General features: G+C 60.5%; 25 protein-coding genes. 14 read left to right on the top strand and 11 right to left on the bottom strand.

The window, feature by feature from the left end; all coding sequences use genetic code 11:
* Positions 1-5: 5 nt before the first annotated feature.
* Both ACSQ3E_RS13295 and ACSQ3E_RS13290 read right to left on the bottom strand, forming a co-directional pair.
* Entirely contained in the window at positions 6-1,583 is a 1,578-nt protein-coding gene (locus tag ACSQ3E_RS13295; RefSeq protein WP_436123045.1) for a glycosyltransferase, read from the bottom strand.
* Between the two features lie 93 nt (positions 1,584-1,676).
* Positions 1,677-2,951: a glycosyltransferase family 4 protein gene (locus ACSQ3E_RS13290; RefSeq protein ID WP_436123044.1), complete on the bottom strand. Its 1,275-nt coding sequence runs from the start codon at positions 2,949-2,951 to the stop codon at positions 1,677-1,679.
* Positions 2,952-3,131: 180 nt separating this feature from the next.
* Here ACSQ3E_RS13290 and ACSQ3E_RS13285 point away from each other — a divergent pair, with 180 nt between their 5' ends.
* A complete protein-coding gene (locus tag ACSQ3E_RS13285; RefSeq protein ID WP_436123043.1) occupies positions 3,132-4,556 on the top strand; it encodes a DUF6538 domain-containing protein in 1,425 nt (474 codons plus the stop codon).
* Between the two features lie 218 nt (positions 4,557-4,774).
* Here the strand turns inward: ACSQ3E_RS13285 and ACSQ3E_RS13280 are convergent, their stop codons facing one another.
* Positions 4,775-5,008, bottom strand: coding sequence for a DUF982 domain-containing protein (locus ACSQ3E_RS13280; RefSeq protein WP_436123042.1), 234 nt, complete (start codon positions 5,006-5,008; stop codon positions 4,775-4,777).
* Between the two features lie 32 nt (positions 5,009-5,040).
* Between ACSQ3E_RS13280 and ACSQ3E_RS13275 the strand changes: the two genes are divergently transcribed.
* From ACSQ3E_RS13275 to ACSQ3E_RS13255, 5 genes are all read left to right on the top strand, one after another.
* Positions 5,041-5,778: a DnaB-like helicase N-terminal domain-containing protein gene (locus ACSQ3E_RS13275; protein ID WP_436123041.1), complete on the top strand. Its 738-nt coding sequence runs from the start codon at positions 5,041-5,043 to the stop codon at positions 5,776-5,778.
* On the top strand, positions 5,775-6,125 hold the full coding sequence (locus ACSQ3E_RS13270; protein ID WP_436123040.1) for a hypothetical protein: 351 nt from the start codon (positions 5,775-5,777) through the stop codon (positions 6,123-6,125). Before ACSQ3E_RS13275 ends, ACSQ3E_RS13270 begins: the two co-directional genes overlap by 4 nt.
* Positions 6,126-6,149: 24 nt before the next feature.
* Positions 6,150-6,617: a major capsid family protein gene (locus tag ACSQ3E_RS13265; protein WP_436123358.1), complete on the top strand. Its 468-nt coding sequence runs from the start codon at positions 6,150-6,152 to the stop codon at positions 6,615-6,617.
* 10 nt (positions 6,618-6,627) lie between these two features.
* On the top strand, positions 6,628-7,131 hold the full coding sequence (locus ACSQ3E_RS13260) for a hypothetical protein (RefSeq protein WP_436123039.1): 504 nt from the start codon (positions 6,628-6,630) through the stop codon (positions 7,129-7,131).
* Positions 7,132-7,497: 366 nt separating this feature from the next.
* A complete protein-coding gene (locus ACSQ3E_RS13255) occupies positions 7,498-7,977 on the top strand; it encodes a DnaT-like ssDNA-binding protein (RefSeq protein WP_436123038.1) in 480 nt (159 codons plus the stop codon).
* Here the strand turns inward: ACSQ3E_RS13255 and ACSQ3E_RS13250 are convergent.
* Positions 7,974-8,420, bottom strand: coding sequence for a MucR family transcriptional regulator (locus tag ACSQ3E_RS13250; protein WP_436123037.1), 447 nt, complete (start codon positions 8,418-8,420; stop codon positions 7,974-7,976). The two genes, ACSQ3E_RS13255 and ACSQ3E_RS13250, sit on opposite strands and share 4 nt — an antisense overlap.
* An 83-nt stretch (positions 8,421-8,503) precedes the next feature.
* On the opposite strand from ACSQ3E_RS13250, the gene ACSQ3E_RS13245 reads away from it, so the two are divergent.
* A complete protein-coding gene (locus tag ACSQ3E_RS13245) occupies positions 8,504-8,878 on the top strand; it encodes a hypothetical protein (RefSeq protein WP_436123036.1) in 375 nt (124 codons plus the stop codon).
* A gap of 3 nt (positions 8,879-8,881) precedes the next feature.
* Here ACSQ3E_RS13245 and ACSQ3E_RS13240 read toward each other — a convergent pair whose 3' ends face one another.
* Positions 8,882-9,271 (bottom strand): hypothetical protein, encoded by a 390-nt coding sequence (locus tag ACSQ3E_RS13240; RefSeq protein ID WP_436123035.1) that lies wholly within the window; start codon positions 9,269-9,271, stop codon positions 8,882-8,884.
* 45 nt (positions 9,272-9,316) lie between these two features.
* On the opposite strand from ACSQ3E_RS13240, the gene ACSQ3E_RS13235 reads away from it, so the two are divergent.
* From ACSQ3E_RS13235 to ACSQ3E_RS13215, 5 genes are read left to right on the top strand one after another with little or no spacing between them, the layout of a single operon-like run.
* A complete protein-coding gene (locus ACSQ3E_RS13235) occupies positions 9,317-9,784 on the top strand; it encodes a hypothetical protein (RefSeq protein ID WP_436123034.1) in 468 nt (155 codons plus the stop codon).
* Positions 9,784-10,512: a peptidoglycan-binding protein gene (locus ACSQ3E_RS13230; RefSeq protein ID WP_436123033.1), complete on the top strand. Its 729-nt coding sequence runs from the start codon at positions 9,784-9,786 to the stop codon at positions 10,510-10,512. The genes ACSQ3E_RS13235 and ACSQ3E_RS13230 overlap by 1 nt, the downstream gene beginning before the upstream one ends.
* On the top strand, positions 10,509-10,742 hold the full coding sequence (locus tag ACSQ3E_RS13225) for a hypothetical protein (RefSeq protein WP_436123032.1): 234 nt from the start codon (positions 10,509-10,511) through the stop codon (positions 10,740-10,742). Before ACSQ3E_RS13230 ends, ACSQ3E_RS13225 begins: the two co-directional genes overlap by 4 nt.
* 4 nt (positions 10,743-10,746) lie before the next feature.
* Complete coding sequence (locus ACSQ3E_RS13220; protein WP_436123031.1) at positions 10,747-10,899, top strand: hypothetical protein; 153 nt, start codon at positions 10,747-10,749, stop codon at positions 10,897-10,899.
* Positions 10,896-11,237, top strand: coding sequence for a DUF1515 family protein (locus ACSQ3E_RS13215; RefSeq protein ID WP_436123030.1), 342 nt, complete (start codon positions 10,896-10,898; stop codon positions 11,235-11,237). Before ACSQ3E_RS13220 ends, ACSQ3E_RS13215 begins: the two co-directional genes overlap by 4 nt.
* A gap of 5 nt (positions 11,238-11,242) precedes the next feature.
* Here ACSQ3E_RS13215 and ACSQ3E_RS13210 read toward each other — a convergent pair whose 3' ends face one another.
* On the bottom strand, positions 11,243-12,052 hold the full coding sequence (locus tag ACSQ3E_RS13210) for a hypothetical protein (protein ID WP_436123029.1): 810 nt from the start codon (positions 12,050-12,052) through the stop codon (positions 11,243-11,245).
* 99 nt (positions 12,053-12,151) lie between these two features.
* On the opposite strand from ACSQ3E_RS13210, the gene ACSQ3E_RS13205 reads away from it, so the two are divergent.
* Positions 12,152-13,312 (top strand): adenylyl-sulfate kinase, encoded by a 1,161-nt coding sequence (locus ACSQ3E_RS13205; protein WP_436123028.1) that lies wholly within the window; start codon positions 12,152-12,154, stop codon positions 13,310-13,312.
* Between the two features lie 56 nt (positions 13,313-13,368).
* Here the strand turns inward: ACSQ3E_RS13205 and ligD are convergent, their stop codons facing one another.
* The 5 genes from ligD to ACSQ3E_RS13180 all read right to left on the bottom strand — a co-directional run bounded on the left by ligD (position 13,369) and on the right by ACSQ3E_RS13180 (position 16,021).
* Positions 13,369-14,262, bottom strand: coding sequence for a non-homologous end-joining DNA ligase (gene ligD / locus ACSQ3E_RS13200; protein WP_436123027.1), 894 nt, complete (start codon positions 14,260-14,262; stop codon positions 13,369-13,371).
* A gap of 628 nt (positions 14,263-14,890) precedes the next feature.
* Complete coding sequence (locus ACSQ3E_RS13195) at positions 14,891-15,112, bottom strand: hypothetical protein (protein ID WP_436123026.1); 222 nt, start codon at positions 15,110-15,112, stop codon at positions 14,891-14,893.
* A 42-nt stretch (positions 15,113-15,154) separates the two neighbouring features.
* Positions 15,155-15,352 (bottom strand): hypothetical protein, encoded by a 198-nt coding sequence (locus tag ACSQ3E_RS13190; RefSeq protein WP_436123025.1) that lies wholly within the window; start codon positions 15,350-15,352, stop codon positions 15,155-15,157.
* Between the two features lie 66 nt (positions 15,353-15,418).
* Positions 15,419-15,703: a DUF982 domain-containing protein gene (locus ACSQ3E_RS13185; RefSeq protein WP_436123024.1), complete on the bottom strand. Its 285-nt coding sequence runs from the start codon at positions 15,701-15,703 to the stop codon at positions 15,419-15,421.
* Between the two features lie 15 nt (positions 15,704-15,718).
* On the bottom strand, positions 15,719-16,021 hold the full coding sequence (locus ACSQ3E_RS13180; protein ID WP_436123023.1) for a DUF982 domain-containing protein: 303 nt from the start codon (positions 16,019-16,021) through the stop codon (positions 15,719-15,721).
* Between the two features lie 390 nt (positions 16,022-16,411).
* Here ACSQ3E_RS13180 and ACSQ3E_RS13175 point away from each other — a divergent pair, with 390 nt between their 5' ends.
* Positions 16,412-16,690 carry a hypothetical protein gene (locus ACSQ3E_RS13175; RefSeq protein WP_436123022.1) on the top strand — a complete coding sequence of 93 codons (279 nt, stop codon included), beginning with the start codon at positions 16,412-16,414 and terminating at the stop codon, positions 16,688-16,690.
* Positions 16,691-16,709 lie beyond the last annotated feature (19 nt).

Here is a 16,709-nt window from a genome sequence, read left to right as displayed (position 1 = left end):
GGTGCTTACCAGGGGACGTGCAGCACCTCGATCTTGGGCAAGCCGAGTGGCACGATGCCGAGATCCTTGGCGAGCGCCGCAAAGCCTTCGGTCTCGATCAGGAACTTGTAGGGAATCTCCGGGAATTTAAGCCCGCCGCGATGCAGTGCCGCATCGACGAGCAGCATTGCGCCACCAACGCCGTCGAGATTGACGCGTTCGACGTCGCGCAGATCGCTGAGATACAACCGCCGCCCTCCCTTGGCCGGCGGCTGATAGAGCCCTTTCCGCATCGCACGCCAGTAGCGGTAGTCTTGTTGCTGGCTGGTGGTGACGAAGCTGTTGAGATCGAAGCTGCCTTCGCCAGGAACCTTGGTGCAATCAGGCGTCACGATCCGCCGCCCTGTCTCGGTCAGTCGCGCGACGATATCGGCCGGGTAGCGCCAGACGTCGATGTCGATCCACAGCGCCCAGTCGTCGCTTTCATCCAGACCATGCTCGATGAGGTGGTTGCGTATGGCGGCAATTCCCGAGCGGCGCACGCGTTGCAGGCGGGGCTTCCAACGTTTTGAGCGATCCAGCTTTTTGCCCAGGCTCTTCCTGAGCAGGATGACATCTCTGTAGCTGTCTTTCAGCGGCGCCGTGGCTTCCTGTAGCCGCTCCCAGCTTCCATCGGTGCTGTCGCCTTCGCAGAAGACCAGCTTGATGCACTCCTTAGGGTGCTCAAGACGTGCCAACGCGGCCAGACTTGGGCCGATATGGTCGGCGGCGTCTCTGAGTGGGATGAGGATGGCAATGTTGTTTCCCGAAGGGGGCAAGCGTTTGACGGCTGCCGGGTCCACCGCAGCTTGGGCGGCCGCCGTATCCATCTGCGACCCTTTGGTGAGCTCATGGCGCAGGCGGTAGAATGCGCTCCGTAGATGTTCCAGAACCGATGGTGGTTTGCCGCGGATCCACCACGTACCGCTCCAATGGTGGATCGACAGTGTTGGTGACGAGGCTGTCGGGTCAAGCGCGGCGACGCCGTTCCTGTCGGTTGGGGCGAACAGGGCGCTGGGGTGGATCGCGAAGCTGGCCTGGTCGCCATAGCTGAGTTGAGCGCCGGTGAGCATGCATGGCCCTGTGGCGTCGAGCACGTCGTAGGCGTTTTGCATTGCTGGCAGGCCCGCGATCAGATGCTCCCAGAAAGGATGTGCCTTCGGGCTCGCCATAGTGCCGTTGAACAAAAGATATGGCAGGTTTCGGACCTGGATCTGGTCCCGTGCATGGATATCGGGCTCCTTGCACAAGACGACGCGATCTTCGTGCATGATCGCGTCGAACGACCCGATGCACTCGCAATCGAGGTCGGCATAGACGCCGCCAAAATGGTGCAGCAGCATGTAGCGGGCTGCGTCTGCGCGCTGGACGCCATTCCAATAGCTGCAGTAAGTCGGCAGATATTGGGGATAATTTTCGGCGACGAAGTCGAGCAGCATCCTGTCGCTCCACAAGATGTGCCGCCAACCCGGATTGTGTTTTTCCCAACTCTTCGACCAGTCGAGGAATTTCTCGGGAATGCTATCAGTCTTCCAGGTCTGGTGAAGAATTTTGGGAATCGTCATGTAATGCCGATCAAACTCATCTTTCAGTCATCCTGAGAGTCATGGCATTATTAGGCAAGGCTTATCAAGCTGATATCGAGGGTTTCTCCGATATCACGCGAGACTGGATCTGACGGCCGCCGCGATGGCTTGTGGACCGAAGCGATGCGTGACCGTTTCGCGGGCACGAAGCCGCCGCGCCTGAAGCCAGCCGGCATCCTTGCATAAAGTTGCCGCGCGCGCGGCAAGCTCGTCGTCGGTCTCGGCAAAGTCGATGTCGACGCCCTCCACCAGTCCGAGGCCCTCGGCAGCCAGCCTGGTGGCGACGACGGGCAGGCCCCAGGCCATAGCTTCCAGTATCTTCAGCCGCGTGCCGCCGCCGCTGACCAGCGGCACGATGGCGAGATGTGCGCGCCGGTAAAGCTCCGCCAGGTCATCGGGATTGGCGATCAGCTCGACGTCGGGCAGGGCTGCCACATCAGCGAGGCTGCGATGCGGGCTGCGCCCGGCAATGATGAGCCTGGCGCCGCCAAGCGCGGCTTGCAGCCGCGGCAGGATCCGGGTCGCCAGCCGCCGTGCCGCTTCGAGGTTGGGGGGATAATTGAGGTGGCCAACGAAAAGCAGCGTCGGCTGGCCGTTGGTCATGGCAGGCTGGACGGCCAGTTGTTCGGGGATGAGCTCAAAGCGGGGAACGCCATTCGGAATGACATCGGCGAGCGCCCGGCCGCCGGACAGGCTGCGCAGCCTGTCGCGATCCTGTTCGGAGCAGACCCAGACCTTGTCCACCAAACGCAGCGATTGCAGTTCCATGTCGCGCATGCGCCTGACATGGCGGGCCTTCTTCGAAAACAGCCCGGCCAGCCAGCCGGTCTTCGGCATCATCTGCCTGAAAAGGTCGGACTCGATGTTGTGCATGTCGAGCACGAGCGTCGGCGCCAGCGGGCGCAGATGCTCGAGCAGGGCAAAGAGCGGAATGCCTTCGACGACAATGGTGTCGGGCTTGAAGTCGCGTGCCGCCTCCAGGAGGCGCGGAAGCGCGACTTGCGGGATGCGTGTGTCGATGGGGGTCAGGCGCTTGGCGAGACGCGGCGACGTCACGGCCTCGGCCGCGCTGGCAAGAACCAACGTCGTGATCCGGGCGTCGTCGAGCTTCACCGGCATGCGCGGCTCGTGGACCGATACCGCCAGCACGTCACCCAGCGTGGCCAGTCCCTGGACATTCTGCCAGTTACGCAGATCGCCACCCGAAACGGGCGGCCAGACGGCGTCGGACGCGACGAGCAGGCTGCGTCGTGAAGGCGACAGGTTTTTGCTGTCGATATTGGAAGCGGCGCCTATCGGATTTGTCGGTGCGTGCACGGCCAGATCACTCTCGTTCAGAGGTTTCAAGTCCGCCGGGCAGAGCGTTTATGGTGCGGATGATACGCCCCCTACTTAGCGGGCGCGGCTCTCCATAAGATATTGAAAAACCAATATCTTTTCGTGGGTTGTATTTCTCGTATTGCATCAATCTACATTTTGGTGCCACAGATTGTGCCACAAATTGTGCCACACCTTAGGCGCCCATAAATGCGGAATAGCAGAAACGAACAGGATCGTCACCTGATCCTGAGGCGGGGAATTTATCATTACAAGCGGCGGGTGCCGGCTGTCGTGGTCGACATGGATGCCCGCTCGCCTCATGTTCGGACCTCCCTGAAGACTGCGGACCTGGCTCTGGCACGCAGCAAACGCGATGCGCTCGAAGCGGCGGATGACCAGCTATGGGCGGCCATGATAGCCGACGAGCCCCGCGTCGCGGCTCAAGCCAGATACAAGGCCGCGGTGAAGCGCGTCGAGGCGATGGGCTTCAGCTATCAGCCAGCCAGTGAGATCGCCACTGCGGATCTGCGGGACGTGGTGTCTCGCCTTGAGGCGGTCATGGACGAGCGGACGCCGGTTGCGACCAACCGGGCCGTTCTGGGGACCGAGAACGTTCCTCCAGTGACCCTGACGGCTGCGTTCAAGGTCTACACTGACGAGATTGTCCACGACGAGTTACAGGGCAAGAGCGAGAGCCAAAAGCGCTCCTGGAAGAAGGTCAAGCAGCGGGCCGTGAACAACTTCGTCGATCTCGCTGGTGACAAGGCCATGCCGGACATCACGCGCGCTGACGGCCTCAAGGTCTACACCTATTGGTTGGAACGAATTGCGCCAAAGAAGGGGAAGCCGACACACAAGCCTACGTCAGGCAACCGTGATCTTGGCAACCTGCGAGGGCTTTACGAGAGCTACCACAAGCACATGGGGGTAGAGGTTAAACAGAACCCGTTCGACGGCCTTGGCTTCGCCGAGAAGACGAAACGATCGCGGCCACCTATCCCAACCGAGTGGATCAAGACCAAGCTTCTGGCCGGCGACGGCCTGACAGGGCTGAACACTGAGGCGAGGGGCGTGCTGCTTGCCATGATCGAGACCGGCGCCCGACCGAGCGAGTTGTGCAACCTGCAGAAGACGGAAATCTTCCTCGATGTCAAAGTACCATACATTCGCATCGAGCCGCGGGAGGGCCACGACAATCCCCGCGAGATTAAGACAGAGTCGTCCGTGAGATCGATCCCGCTGGTCGGCGTGGCGCTTGCGGTGTTCCGCGCTTTCCCGAATGGCTTCCCGCGCTATCGTGACAAAGAAAACAGCCTCACGACGGCAATCAATAAGTACCTGCGCGAAAGCGAACTGCTGCCATCCGACAAGCACACCTTCTACAGCCTTCGGCATTCGTTCGAAGATCGGATGAAAGAGGGCGGGCTCGACGAGGAGTTACGCCGGGGCCTCATGGGCCATACTATTCAGCGGCCGAAATATGGTAGCGGCGGCGCGCTAGCCTGGCAGCGAGACGAGCTCAATAAGATTGCTCTGCCTTTTGATCCAGGGATCGTCGAGCACGCTCAAACACGTCGGCCAAATCGTCGTGAGACCGACGAAGCGCGTCAGCCTCCCTCTCAAGCCTCCTGAATATCGGAAGCATACGGGGCGCGTGCTCGCGGTCCTGCATCATGATCACCGGGCTTCGACAGGGCGGCATGGAAGCGCGCTGCGGTCGACCGGTGCCGGGCCTTCAAGATTGAAGTGAAGAACGCGGACGCTGCTGAGGCAGTCGGCATCGCTATAGCCGGCGAGGGCTGTCAGCGGTTCAGGATGATCCGGCAGGGAGCGGCGGCGTGAAGCGGCGTTTAGACCAACAGAATTCCGGATTCCTTGCAGAACGCCTCGAAGGCGTCTCGGGCGTGGTCGGTGGGCATGGAGTTGGTGAGAGCGGCGTCCAGAGCATTGCGCGCCAGATACCAGAACGGGCTGCGCGCGTTTTTCGGCCATTCCTCAAGGAACTCAAGCGCTTCGGACACCGACTTGACCTCACGGAGGGAGAAGCCGGGGCCGTTGATCAATATGGACGGCGCGATGTTCATCGCAATCAACGCGCGGAAAAGGGGCTGGTTGCATGAACGCGCATCCTGGCGACTTCAACATCGATCTCCCGAACAACGTCGAGGCCGAGCAATCCTTGCTTGGCTCGATCTTCGTCAGCAACGACGCCTTCCATGCGGTGTCGGCCTTCTTGACCTCAGCCCACTTCTTCGAGCCGATCCACCGGGAGATTTTCGATCTCATCGCCAAGATGATTGGAGCAGGCAAGGCCGCAACACCGATCACGATCAAGCCATTCCTGCCGGCCGACCGGACCATCGAGGGTATGTCCTTGATGCAGTACATGGCCGCGCTGATGTCGGAAACCGTCGGCGCCTATCACGTCAAGGCGCACGGGCTGGCGATCGTGGAGGCATACGAACGCCGGCAACTCGTCTCCATTGCTCATGACATGATTGACGCCGCATTCCAGGCGGGCCCGGAACAATCCGGCGTGGCCATTGCTGGTGACTTCGAGAGCAAGCTCGCCGAGCTCAGGGCCGAAAGCCCGAAGGAAGAGGGGCCCGGCACAGCCAAGGCTGTGGCTATGAGGCTCAAGGAGCGCTCGACCAAGAACGAGAAAATCCCGTCGATCCCGTTGCCGCTCGAGCAAATCAGGGAAGTCCTCGGCGCTGACCTTGAGGTCGGCAACCTCTACGGGCTCCTGTCGTCGTCAGGCGAGGGCAAGACCAGCTTGGCGCTGCAGATCGTCCACTACGCTGCCATGCGTGTCAGCGACAGCTATGGCCAGCCAATCAAGGTGACTGCATGACCGGCGAATTCCTTCCGGATTACTCCTCAATGCCGTGGAACGGTCGATATCGCCCGCTGTTCAAGCTCTTTGCATCTGAGCGCTGGCGCTATGTCCGAAAGGATGGCGCTCCGGTCGAGTGTGACACCGCCAGCCAGGCGATCGAAGCGGCCAAGGCGTGTGTTCGGCGCATTCTGAACCCGACAATCTACTCGGAGAGGGCGGCCGTCGCTGAAGACGTCCTCGGTGTGGCTGCATGGCATGAACAGCGCGCGGCACGTGCTGCTGAAGATCAGGAAGCCACATTGGGCGCTATCATCGTCAAGGGGCGGCAGGTCAAGGTCGAGAGAAGGAGCCCGAAGATATGAGCGCCTGGTTCCGATACGAGCGTCATTTCGGGCGTTGGTGCCCGGTGGTCTACCAAGACCCCGGATGAGGTCGTTGCAGACTTTAACCGTGTTCTCGGCGTCATCTTCACCGAGTCCAACGGCATCGAGACGGCGGATACCATCCTGATCAGTCAGGACCGGTACAACTTCCTGATCGGCAAGCGCCTCGATGCGACGTCGGAGGTGAACCTGCTGGACTATGTCCTGCGGGCGAACGTCTACACGGCACGTACAGGCCGTCCGCTGACCATCCGGGCGGTCTTCGGTCTGGAAACGGCAGGCGCCGGCGGCACTCAGCGTATGGTGGCCTACCGCCGTACGCCGGATGTCGTGAAGATGCACGTACCGATGCCTCTGCGTTGGCTCCAGGCCGAACAGCGTCTCCTGAAGTTCGAGGTTCCGGGCATCTTCCGCACGGGTGGCGTTGAAGTGCGCCGTCCGGGTGCGATGCGCTACCTCGATGGCATCTGAGGAGATCGCTATGACGAAGCAAGTCACTCTGGAAAACACCCGTGCGGGAGGCTTTGGCCTCCCGACTGGTCAGGTCGTTCCCGGCAACGGGTCCATCGTCGTGGAGCCTGAAGTCTGGGAGGCAGCCAAGGACCACCCGGTAGTCAAGGCCATGGTCGACGGCGGTCACCTCATCGTTGATGGCAAGGGCAAGAAGAAGTCCTCAGCCGGTGATGAGCGCGACGAGAACGGCGACACCGCCGAAATGGCAGAAATGCGCAGGCGTTTCGATGCCTCGTTTGCGGCCGTGACAACCGAACTTCAGGCGGAAAAGGCGAAGGTCGCCGATCTGGAAGCGCAGTTGGCCAAGGTAAACCAGGGCAACGGCGAACCCAAGTCGGCGGCTGATGTTCTAGCGCTGGCCGACGGCAACTTCATGGCCTTCAAATCGGCAGCATCCAAGTTGCTCGGTGACAAGACCCCGTCGAAGAAGGACGAGATTGTCGCCGCACTTGAGGATCTGGCAACTTCGTAGAAGCTAAATGGCCCGGCACCCTGGAGCCGGGCCTGTTCCTTGAGCGTCCGCTGAAAGCTAACGCTCCGAGTCCACGTTTCGTGTTTGCTTCCATTCGTCCTCCCCCTGTTGAGATAGGCGCGGGCGACTGCTTTCAGGACTGGTGAAGCTCTTCAGGCACCACGGGCAGCGGGGCGCTGAGCGTGGAATGGGTCCTGCACAAAACTGACAGAACCGACGGGCATGCATCTTACAATTCCTCCTTGAGGCACCGTTATCGGCGCTGCGCCCAAGGTCCTTAAGATTGCAACCGAAAGATGGCGGCTAGGCCTTTGACCACAAAGGCAAATTGCCTCATGCGACATTCAAGCGAGAAGGTAATCGCAGATGGCCGGCTACGGAACAAATGAGGGCTTCAGCGATTACGCCGCCGCTGCCGGTTATGCTGTGCCTGCTGGTGATATTGGCGCGGCCCGCCAGCGCGGCAGCGTCTACATAGACGGGACCTATGGCGCTCGCTTCTCAGGTCTGCCTACCGGGGGCATCGAGCAGGAGCGGGCATGGCCGCGCACCGGCGCCACGGCTTATGGCAATGCGCTCGCCGGCGACATCATTCCGCTTCGCGTGGTCAACGCGTCATACGAGGCCGCTTTGCTCGAGCTAAGGACGCCGGGGTCCCTGTCGGTTGTGACCGATCCTTTGAAGCGCGTGAAGCGCCAGAAAGTGGATACCATCGAGAGGGAGTTCTTCGACCCAGCCGAAGCAGAGCCGGGAGCAATTGCCGGCCCCGTCGCATCGATCATTGACGGTCTATTGGCTCCTCTGTTGGAGCCATCACCCGTTGGGTTGGGTATATGGGTAGTTTAAGCCTTGGCCTTGCGGGGCCTCTTGACCGGCTGCTTTTCGGCAGGTTTGCGACCAAGGCCGAGGCTCTTCGCCAGTTCCGAGCGCCTTGCTGAATACGCGGCAGCAACCATTGGATAATCCGCCGGAAGCGACCACTTGGCGCGATACTCGTCAGGGGTCAGCCCGAAGTTACTAAGGTGCCGCTTTAGGGTTCTGTATTGCTTACCGTCTTCCAGGCTAATGATGTAGTCAGGGGTGACGGTCTTCTTGATGGGTATCCGCGGTGTCAGTGGTTCTTGCTTCGGTGCCAATGGCGTATCGAGCTTACTGATGCTCGAATGGATCTGTGCAATTAGCCCAGGAAGTTCCCCAGTGGGAACTGGATTGTTCGAAACATAGGCCGCCACGATATCCGCGGTAAGCTCAATGAGCTGGTCGTTCGGCTTGGGCAATACTTCAGTCATTAGGTCACTCCAACACTATTCATCCCCCGTTGGCTCGGTAGCGGAGTTTGCTGCGCGGCGAAAGAAAAAACGTTGGTGTGCAAATGATCGGCTTCTACGACGACATGGCTGACATGGCGCGGGAACTACTCGCGCCTGAGGACGAGGGCGGGCTCGGGCAGGGGACTGTCCAACTGAAGCGCGTCACGCTCGGCACGCCGCCCAACGAATGGACGCCAGCGCCAGAGACGGTCGAGACGTGGCGATTATCAGCCACGGTCAAGCGGCTGCACCAGCGCTATGAGAACGGCGTCTTGATCGTCGAGACCGGCGACATGGTGACGTTCGCTGTGCCCGAGGTTGAGCCGCAGATCACCGACAAACTCATCATCGATGGCGCCGAGCGCGTCATCACCAGTCTGACGCCGATCCCGCCGGCAGGGACTGCGGTATCGTGGAAGGCCTGGTGCGCGGCCTGAGTCTCACTCCGACTGTACTGCTAAGGCTTTCTGTTGAGCCTTGGTCAAAAGTATTGCTCCAGGAGCAATGGTCGCTGCGACGGCGGTCGCAAGAAGTAGGCCAATGCCAATCCTACGGCGAAGGGGCTCGCGGCAAAACCACTCCGTGATGATGGGCGCTGCTGTGTAGGCAAACCTGAAAAGAAGCGTGACAGTCAGCGAGGCCAATACTGCCGCCGCGATGCTCTCACCTCTAAGCGCTGGGTTTGAGAATCCCAGTTCTAATCCCAGTGCCGAATACCCAATGGCCACGGCGACGGCTCCAATCAATTGGAGTGCGATGTTTCTGACCAACCAGAGCCAAACTACGAGCGGAACAAGCAAGGCTGGGTCAAGAATCTTGGCCAACGTCATGCCGAGCACTGCGGAAATCAATTTGTGAACCTCACGAGGCTGTAGATGCTCAAACGCCTATCACCTCGCGAGCGGCTCGAACAGCTCGTCGCTGATCTCGCGCCACTGCTGCGCGCTGCCTTCATGGAAGCGATCGACGACATTCGCTCGAACATCGTCCTGCGCCGGATCGTGGAGCGTCTGGAGCGCGGTGACGTCAATGGTGCTATCGCGGCCATGCACCTCGACGAGGCGGCGTTCCGGCCGCTGGACGAGGCGGTCCGGCAAGCCTTCAACGGCGGTGGTGTAGCCACCATCGAGCAGATGCCGACGCTGCGTGATCCGAACGGCCATCAGATCGTCATCCGGTGGGATGCGAGGAACCTGGCCGCCGAGGCGTGGCTTCGCGAGCGCAGTGCAACGCTGGTCAGCAACATCATCGCCGATCAACAGGCGGCCATCCGTGCTGCGCTGTCTGAGGGGCTAGCCCGAGGCGACAACCCAACCAGGAGCGCGCTGGATATGGCCAGGTGATGGGCGCGCATTGGGCGAGGCTCGGCTTCGACAGCGTCGATGCGCTGGTCGCCGAGGCGCGCTCGGGCGCCGTCGGGCAGATCGAGCTGATGGTGCGCTACATCGAAAGGTTTGGCTTGGCCGACGAACTGCAACGGCTCGACTTCCCTGCGTTCAAGCGGGGCTACAACGGGCCGCAGGCGAATGGCTACGAACGGCTGATGTCGAGGGCTTATGAGCGGATCACAGGCAGTGCGGCGGTGTCGGCGGCAACCGGCATGTTGCGCATGGGCTCGACCGGCGCGAGGGTGCGCGAGCTGCAGGCTCTGCTCGTCCGCGCTGGGCATGCCGTCAAGGTCGACGGTGACTACGGTCCGACGACGCGTGACGCGGTGCGGGCGTTCCAGCGGGATAATGGCGTAACGGTCGACGGTGTCGCCGGGCCCGAGACCTTCCGCCAGCTCGAGGCGCTGAAGCGCAACCCCGACGAGCGGCCCGGCGATCTCGGTGTGACCGAAACGCGCGAGGCACGGGAAGGGCTCGGCGGCATTGTCGGCGGCGCCGGCGTCGAGACCGCGCGCCAGACAATCGAGCAGGCTGCCGACAAGACGGCGTGGGTGCCGGGACTCGAATGGTTGTCGGCCAGCTTGTCAGTCATCGCAGTGCTGCTGGTGCTCGGCGGTATCGCCTGGATCGCTTGGGGCTGGTGGAAGGGCCGGCAGACCGACGAGGGAGACGTGCCGGCATGAAGACCTACCTGCTTGCCGTCGCCGCGGTGGCTGTCATCGCGGCGCTGGGCTGGAGCCACACAGCGGCCTTTCGCTACGGCCGCTCGACCGAACAGGCGCGGTTCGCCGCCAAGATTACCAAGGAGAACGACGATGCGGGCAGGGCGGCTGAGACATGGCGTGGCGAGCTTCGCCGCTGTGTTGGTGTTGGCGGGGTGTTCGACTTCGAAACTGGGGCCTGTAACGACTGACGGCTTGCGCGCCGTCGTCGGCACCTCGCTGGTCGGCGCCCAGGGCAAGACGCCGACCGACCAGGCTGGCATCGATGAGACGGCGGCGGGGCTGTGTGCCGGCGGCGTGTGGACCAAGAGCGAATGCGCTCGCCACGGGAAGGAAAGCCGGCGGTGAGCGAACGCAGCATGGACATGATGCTCGGGCGCATGGAAGGTCAGCTCGAGGCAATCCTTGACCGGATGGACCGTGCCGACGAGAGTCGGGCAGGGGTGCATCGTCGACTTGACGAGTTCGCTCATCGACTTACGCGGGTTGAGTCCGACGTGATCTCGGTGAAGCACAGCCAAGCAAATATGCAGGCTGTAACCGATGATGTGGTCAACCTGCGCACGCAAGCGCAGGGCGCGGGCACCGCCGGGAGGCTTTTGCTCAAGACAGGGATTGCGATCGTGGGCGCCGCCGGGTGGCTGCTAGGCGTCTACACTTGGCTGACGGGGCGCCCGCCGCCGTGACCAAATTAGATCAGCCGGTCTTTGTACTCGCCGATGCATGCTTTCTTGTAGCGATCGAGCTCACCCTCGTGGAATCTTATGTCCTTAAGTTGCTTCTCGAACAGCTCGACTGCGAACTTGTAAAGCTCAAAGTCCCTATGGAACACCTCCTCGACCAGGTCGAGATCACTCTTGTCGATAGTGCTTACTAGGGGCCGGTCGCTGTTTCGGTCATCACGTTTCCAGGCGGGCACGGCCGACAGACCGCAGAGGTGGGCGAACAAGAAGATTGTTTCCTCGAAGCGCTCTGCCAAACCAAGGCAGTGGACATCATTGGCCAACGCTTGTTTCGCCCTTTCCAGCAGTTCGTCGCCTGGCAACTTTCGCAAGTCGTGCATTTTCGGCCCATACCCGGCACCGAACTGCTCAAGCTGGCTGTAGGTGATGCCGTTGGTGTTCCTGACCCAGTCGATGAAACCGGGCATCGAGCTTCCGTAATCCTTCGAATGGTGTCGCTCGAGCCACCGATAGACCGAGAATATCCGAGGAAGCGGATGGCGGAGGATGGTTACCAGGGCACGGTGGGGAGCCGGAGGAATGGCTCCGTAGATTTCGTGGTCGACGAAGAACGCGTGCCCGGAGGAGTTTAGGATGATCTCGTGGAAGTCGCGCTCGTGCTCCGGGATACTCAGATAGCGCGAAAAAAACTGGTTCAGCCGTGCTTCCTGTTTGTAGCCGGCGCGCAAGGCGGTGGAGAGCGCAAGCGACCCGCTTTTGTTGATTCCGTGGAAGATGATCTGGCCATGTTGAATCGGTTCGAAACGGCGAGACCGCACCTGTACGGGGAAAAAACCTTCCGGCAGTGGTGTCTTGTAGTTGGCCCTAATATTCTGTAGCCACGAAACTAATCTCATGTTGCCCTAACGGTGGAAGTTTTGAACGGTCTGAAAAACGTCGACTTGAACTCTGGTGTGATTTGGATAACGGGCTTTTCTGCGGCTGGAAAGACAGCTGTGGGCAGGCAGGTGCAGTCCCAGTTGCTCGAAGCCGGCCAGCCGTCGATTTTTCTCGATGGCGACGATCTGCGCTCCATCCTCGGAAGTAACTGGGGATACGAACGAGATCAGCGGGTCGAACTGGCTAAAGTGTACTTTCGACTCTGCAGCCATCTCTCCTCGCAAGGATATGCGGTCGTCATCAGCGCCGTCGCCATGTACGACGAGGTGGTGCAGTGGATGCGGAGGCACATCCCGAGAAGCCTGCAGATCTACCTGCGCGTGCCCGAGGATGAGCGGCGGGCCCGCGACCAAGAGACCAAGAAACTCTATGGGAGCATCGGTGACGTTGCCCGGCTCTATGATGAGCCCGCCGCAGCTGATGTGGTGATTGACAACCACGGAGGGGTTTCGCCGGCCGACAGCGCCGCCTTGATCGTCGAGGCCTTTCTCAACACCGCGTGGCGCAGTCCAGACATGGGCCGCACCGATCATTGGAGCAACTACTATTCGAAAGGAGCCGCGCCCGCGTCGCCTTCTCCGTTCGCGATGGCCGTTGCCGAAAAGCTGTCGCCCCGCGGGGTAACGTTACTGGAGATCGGCTGTGGAAATGGCCGGGACAGCATCTTCTTCGGGCGCCAAGGCCATAGGGTCGTTGGCATCGATCTGTCCGAGCAGGCGATCGAGAACTGCGAGGCGAGCAAGGGCGATATCGATGCCGAATTCCGCTCCGGCAAGCTGCCTGATCTCGCGTCCCTGCACAACGGGGAGTTCGATGCCGTCTATAGCCGCTTCGTCTTGCACGCCATGCCGCTCGCGGAGGAGATCGAGACGCTAGTGGCCGCGTATCGATCGCTCAAGTTAGGTGGCCAGCTGTTCGTCGAATGCCGGTCGATCAATGACCCAATGGCGCGCCAGGGCGAAGTCATCAGCCCGACCGAACGCATCCACGGTCACTACCGCCGCTTCATAGTGATGGATGATCTATTGCGCCGCTTGGAGGCGGTCGGCTTTGATGTCGTCCACTCGCTAGAGGCTAAGGGCCTGGCGGTCCATAAGGGCGACGACCCGACAGTCATCCGCGTCGAAGCCCGGAAATGATGGCCGACTGGCTTCGCAAGTGCCCCGTTGCCGAAAGGTGGCGGGGCTTTTTGCGTTTATGGTCTCAGGATCTCGGTGACCGTTGCGTGCCGAAGCTTCTCCTCGCCCTTCAGGTGTTTTGCCATTACCTTCAAAACGGGTTGAACCGGCACAGCGGCCTTGTTGCCTGCGCCGATGGGTGTTGCGAAGTGGCTTGTGTGCAGGAATTCCAGCGCTTGCCAGAGCTCGTCTCGTTGCGCTCCTGGCACTGCCGGGATCGCTCTGCCGACATACCGCATGCGGGCGTCCGTCTCTTCGGCGAGCAGTAGCGACGGTGCAGCGCCACGCTTGCGCTCATAGCCGATGACGACGAATTCCCCTGTGATGTAGGCTTTCGTCTTTAGCCAATCCTTGCTGTCGCCACTCCGGTAGATGCTGGCCTTGCGTTTCGAGACTATGCCCTCAAGGTCCATTTTCTCGGCAGCTGCGAAGAACTCGGCGCCCGAGCCTTCGAACGATTGGCTGAACTGGATCGGAGAGATGGGCCTTGGGTCGCCTATGAGCTCGTGCAGCCGATCCCGACGATCCTCGCAACGCTGCTTACGCAAGTCGTTGCCGTCAACGCTCAGCAGGTCGAATGCGTAGAAGACCAGGCTGGCGTTCTCCCAACGGATTGCCGTTGCCAGCTTTTTGAAGTCAGAGCGGCCAGTTTCGTCCTGTACGACCATCTCGCCGTCGAGGACCGCGTCGCGGTGGATCAGGTCACGCGCCCCGCCAAGCACCGGGGCATACTTCGTCGACCAGTCATGGCCATTGCGGGTGAAGGCACGAGCATAACCGCCAGCTAGGTGGATTTGCGTCCTGTAGCCGTCGTATTTGATTTCGTGGGTCCAGCGGTCGCCTTCTGGCGGCTTGTCAACAAGTGTGGGGATGCAGGGTGGAATAAATGCAGACCGTCGCTGGGTCTTCATCGGCTAGCCGCAGCGAAAGCGGCCCGCTTGGTCTTTGCCAAGGCGGGCCGCCTGCATTGCGCGGTGGGTTTGGGCGTGGCAGCCGACGCAATACTCAACTATCGGATTTAGGGCCTGCATCGACGTCGCACCTCACCGTGCAAGGCTTAGTTTTGCTCTCGCGACGGTTGCGGGCAATAGCCCATTGGATAAGGGTGACCTAGCCAATTTGTCACTCTGGGGCCGAGTGATCCACTCGTCTGATGCGGCCCTTGTCGATCCGGAAGATCCCGCTCATCCCGCCCTAGTGCCGTTTTTTTGTCACCCTATCTTGCCTGTTCCATCGGCTGAATATTAGCGTCGGCTTGGGTTTGGAAGAGATTCGACTGGTGAACGACGACAAGCTACCCAAGCGGGGGCGACCCCCGACAGGCAATGCTGCGGTGCATTTGAGGCTATCTGCAGGAGTCCTCGACGCTGTAGACGCCTATCGAAGTGCCAGCGGGTTCGTCGGCAACCGCCAGGCGGCTATAGGCAAACTGCTAGGCCAGCAGCTTATATTGCTTGGATATCTGCCGGCGGTGATCGAGTAGCGCGGCTATCGTTGAGCCAAGGCCGCGAGCCTCCGCCTTGCCGCTTTCGTTCGAGGTTAGCCGATCTTCCGGATACGGCCCTTGTCCAATCTGAAAACGCCGTCCGTCCCGCCTTGCCTTTCAAGGTCCGTCAGCAGTTCGTCCCAAATCCCGAGATACTCGCCACAATCGTCGCATGATATCGGTGTCCTAGGCTCGACATCCTCAGGAATGCGCAATCGAATTGTACCGCAGTAAGGACATTCGAGCTTGTGATTGAGATACTTGGCGTCGGCCATGCTTGCATCCTCCCTGCAAAGGCGGCCAGTTTGGGATAAGTTTCATCCAGCCGATGACCTCAGGCGTTTTGCACTCAGATACATCAATGCTGCGGCTGCCTTGGTGCGATCCCAGCCGGCAGCCTGGGCATCGTCCAGCAGGCTTTCCAATCGATCTGTTAGAGCGCCTTGGCATTCGGCGTCATAGGTGAGGGAATTCGCGTGACTTTCCGGCGATTTGATCGCTGTTTCTTTTGGCATCGATGGCAAATCCATATGCAGTGAGGGTGGCGGCCCTACGTCGCCACCCGCTGTTTGATCCATAAATCAGACGTGGCTCTGTTGTCCCGATCCCGTAGGCGGAGGGGCGGAGCCCTCCTGAACAAGGATGTCCTTTTTGCGCGCAAAAGCGACAAGGACGCCCCTGGCGGTTTCAGCATCGATATCGCCTGCCAAAGCAGCTCGACACGCTCTGATGGCAGCCCTTTGCTCCGGACTGTTGCCGCACCATTCCATGGTGAACTGATAGGCGTCGGCAACCGTGTTCAGCTGACGCGGGAAACCAAGACCGACCCACACGCGGACGGGCTTGCTAAACGGCTGTGCAAGCATTGCATAATCCTCCCGTCAAGCGCCGACACCGCTTGCGCCCGTCTTGCCGCCGATCATCCACGGCAGCGGAACGCTCACGTCTTCCAGTATGCCAATGGATTTGGCAAAGCCGATGAATGCCTGTCGCGCGGCGGAAATCGGGTAGTCGCTGTCGAATGCGCGCTGGCACGCTCTCAGCGCCGTATCGAAGATCGGGCCACGGCGTTTTTTGGGCCATTCGTAGAGAAATTCGAGGGCGTCCTCGAGGCAGGCTATCTCCTCAACAAGGCTGTTTCCGACCTTTACGAAAACAGGGCTGTCGAACATCCGATCGCTCATCAGATCCTCCAAGTCGAACGAAAGTTTGCGTTTTTGAATAGGCCAACGCCGACAGCGGCGCCGGCCCACATTCGATATTGTGTAGGAAAATTCATGTTTCAAGATCGATTTTCGCGAGCCGTTTTGAATTGACTCCGCAAGGAGTTTGTTCCTATTTCGTTCTCATGCCCGCGCCGAACCGAACAACACCCTTTCTGCTGTCCAAGCTGAACGATGCCCGCGATTTCGTCGAGGTTCGATGCGCCTATTGCAAGCGAGCCCACGTTTATTATCCGACGGACCTAATTCAGTTGTTCGGCGACGTCGATGGAGGGCAAAAAGACCCGCAGGCTTGTCGCTATCAAGATCCGGCGCGAGCCAGTCTGGCGGGAAGAATGACGATCAGCGGCAATGAGCAACCTTCCCGACATCCAATGGCGCCATACCTGGGACGATGACCTTGAGCGGGAGGATTACTCCGCGTTCGACGGGCCGCGCTACGTCGGGCGCATTTGTCTGGATAGCATGAAGGGCGAGAGCTATTGGCGCTGGTATGGGGGCTGGGCTGGCCCCCATAACGTCGATCGCTGTCAAAGCCGCGTGGCGGCAATGATGGCGCTCGAAGATGCCTATCTGGAAATCCTTGCGAGTCATCCAGATCCAGCAAGGCTGTTCCACGACAAGCAGTAGGTTGTCTTTCGGCGCGCGC

Origin of the sequence: Aminobacter sp. LjRoot7, assembly GCF_964252895.1 — a bacterium.
Lineage (GTDB): Bacteria > Pseudomonadota > Alphaproteobacteria > Rhizobiales > Rhizobiaceae > Aminobacter > Aminobacter aminovorans_B.
The sequence above is the reverse complement of the archived record's forward strand: the minus strand, read 5'-3'. Positions and strand labels throughout refer to the sequence as shown.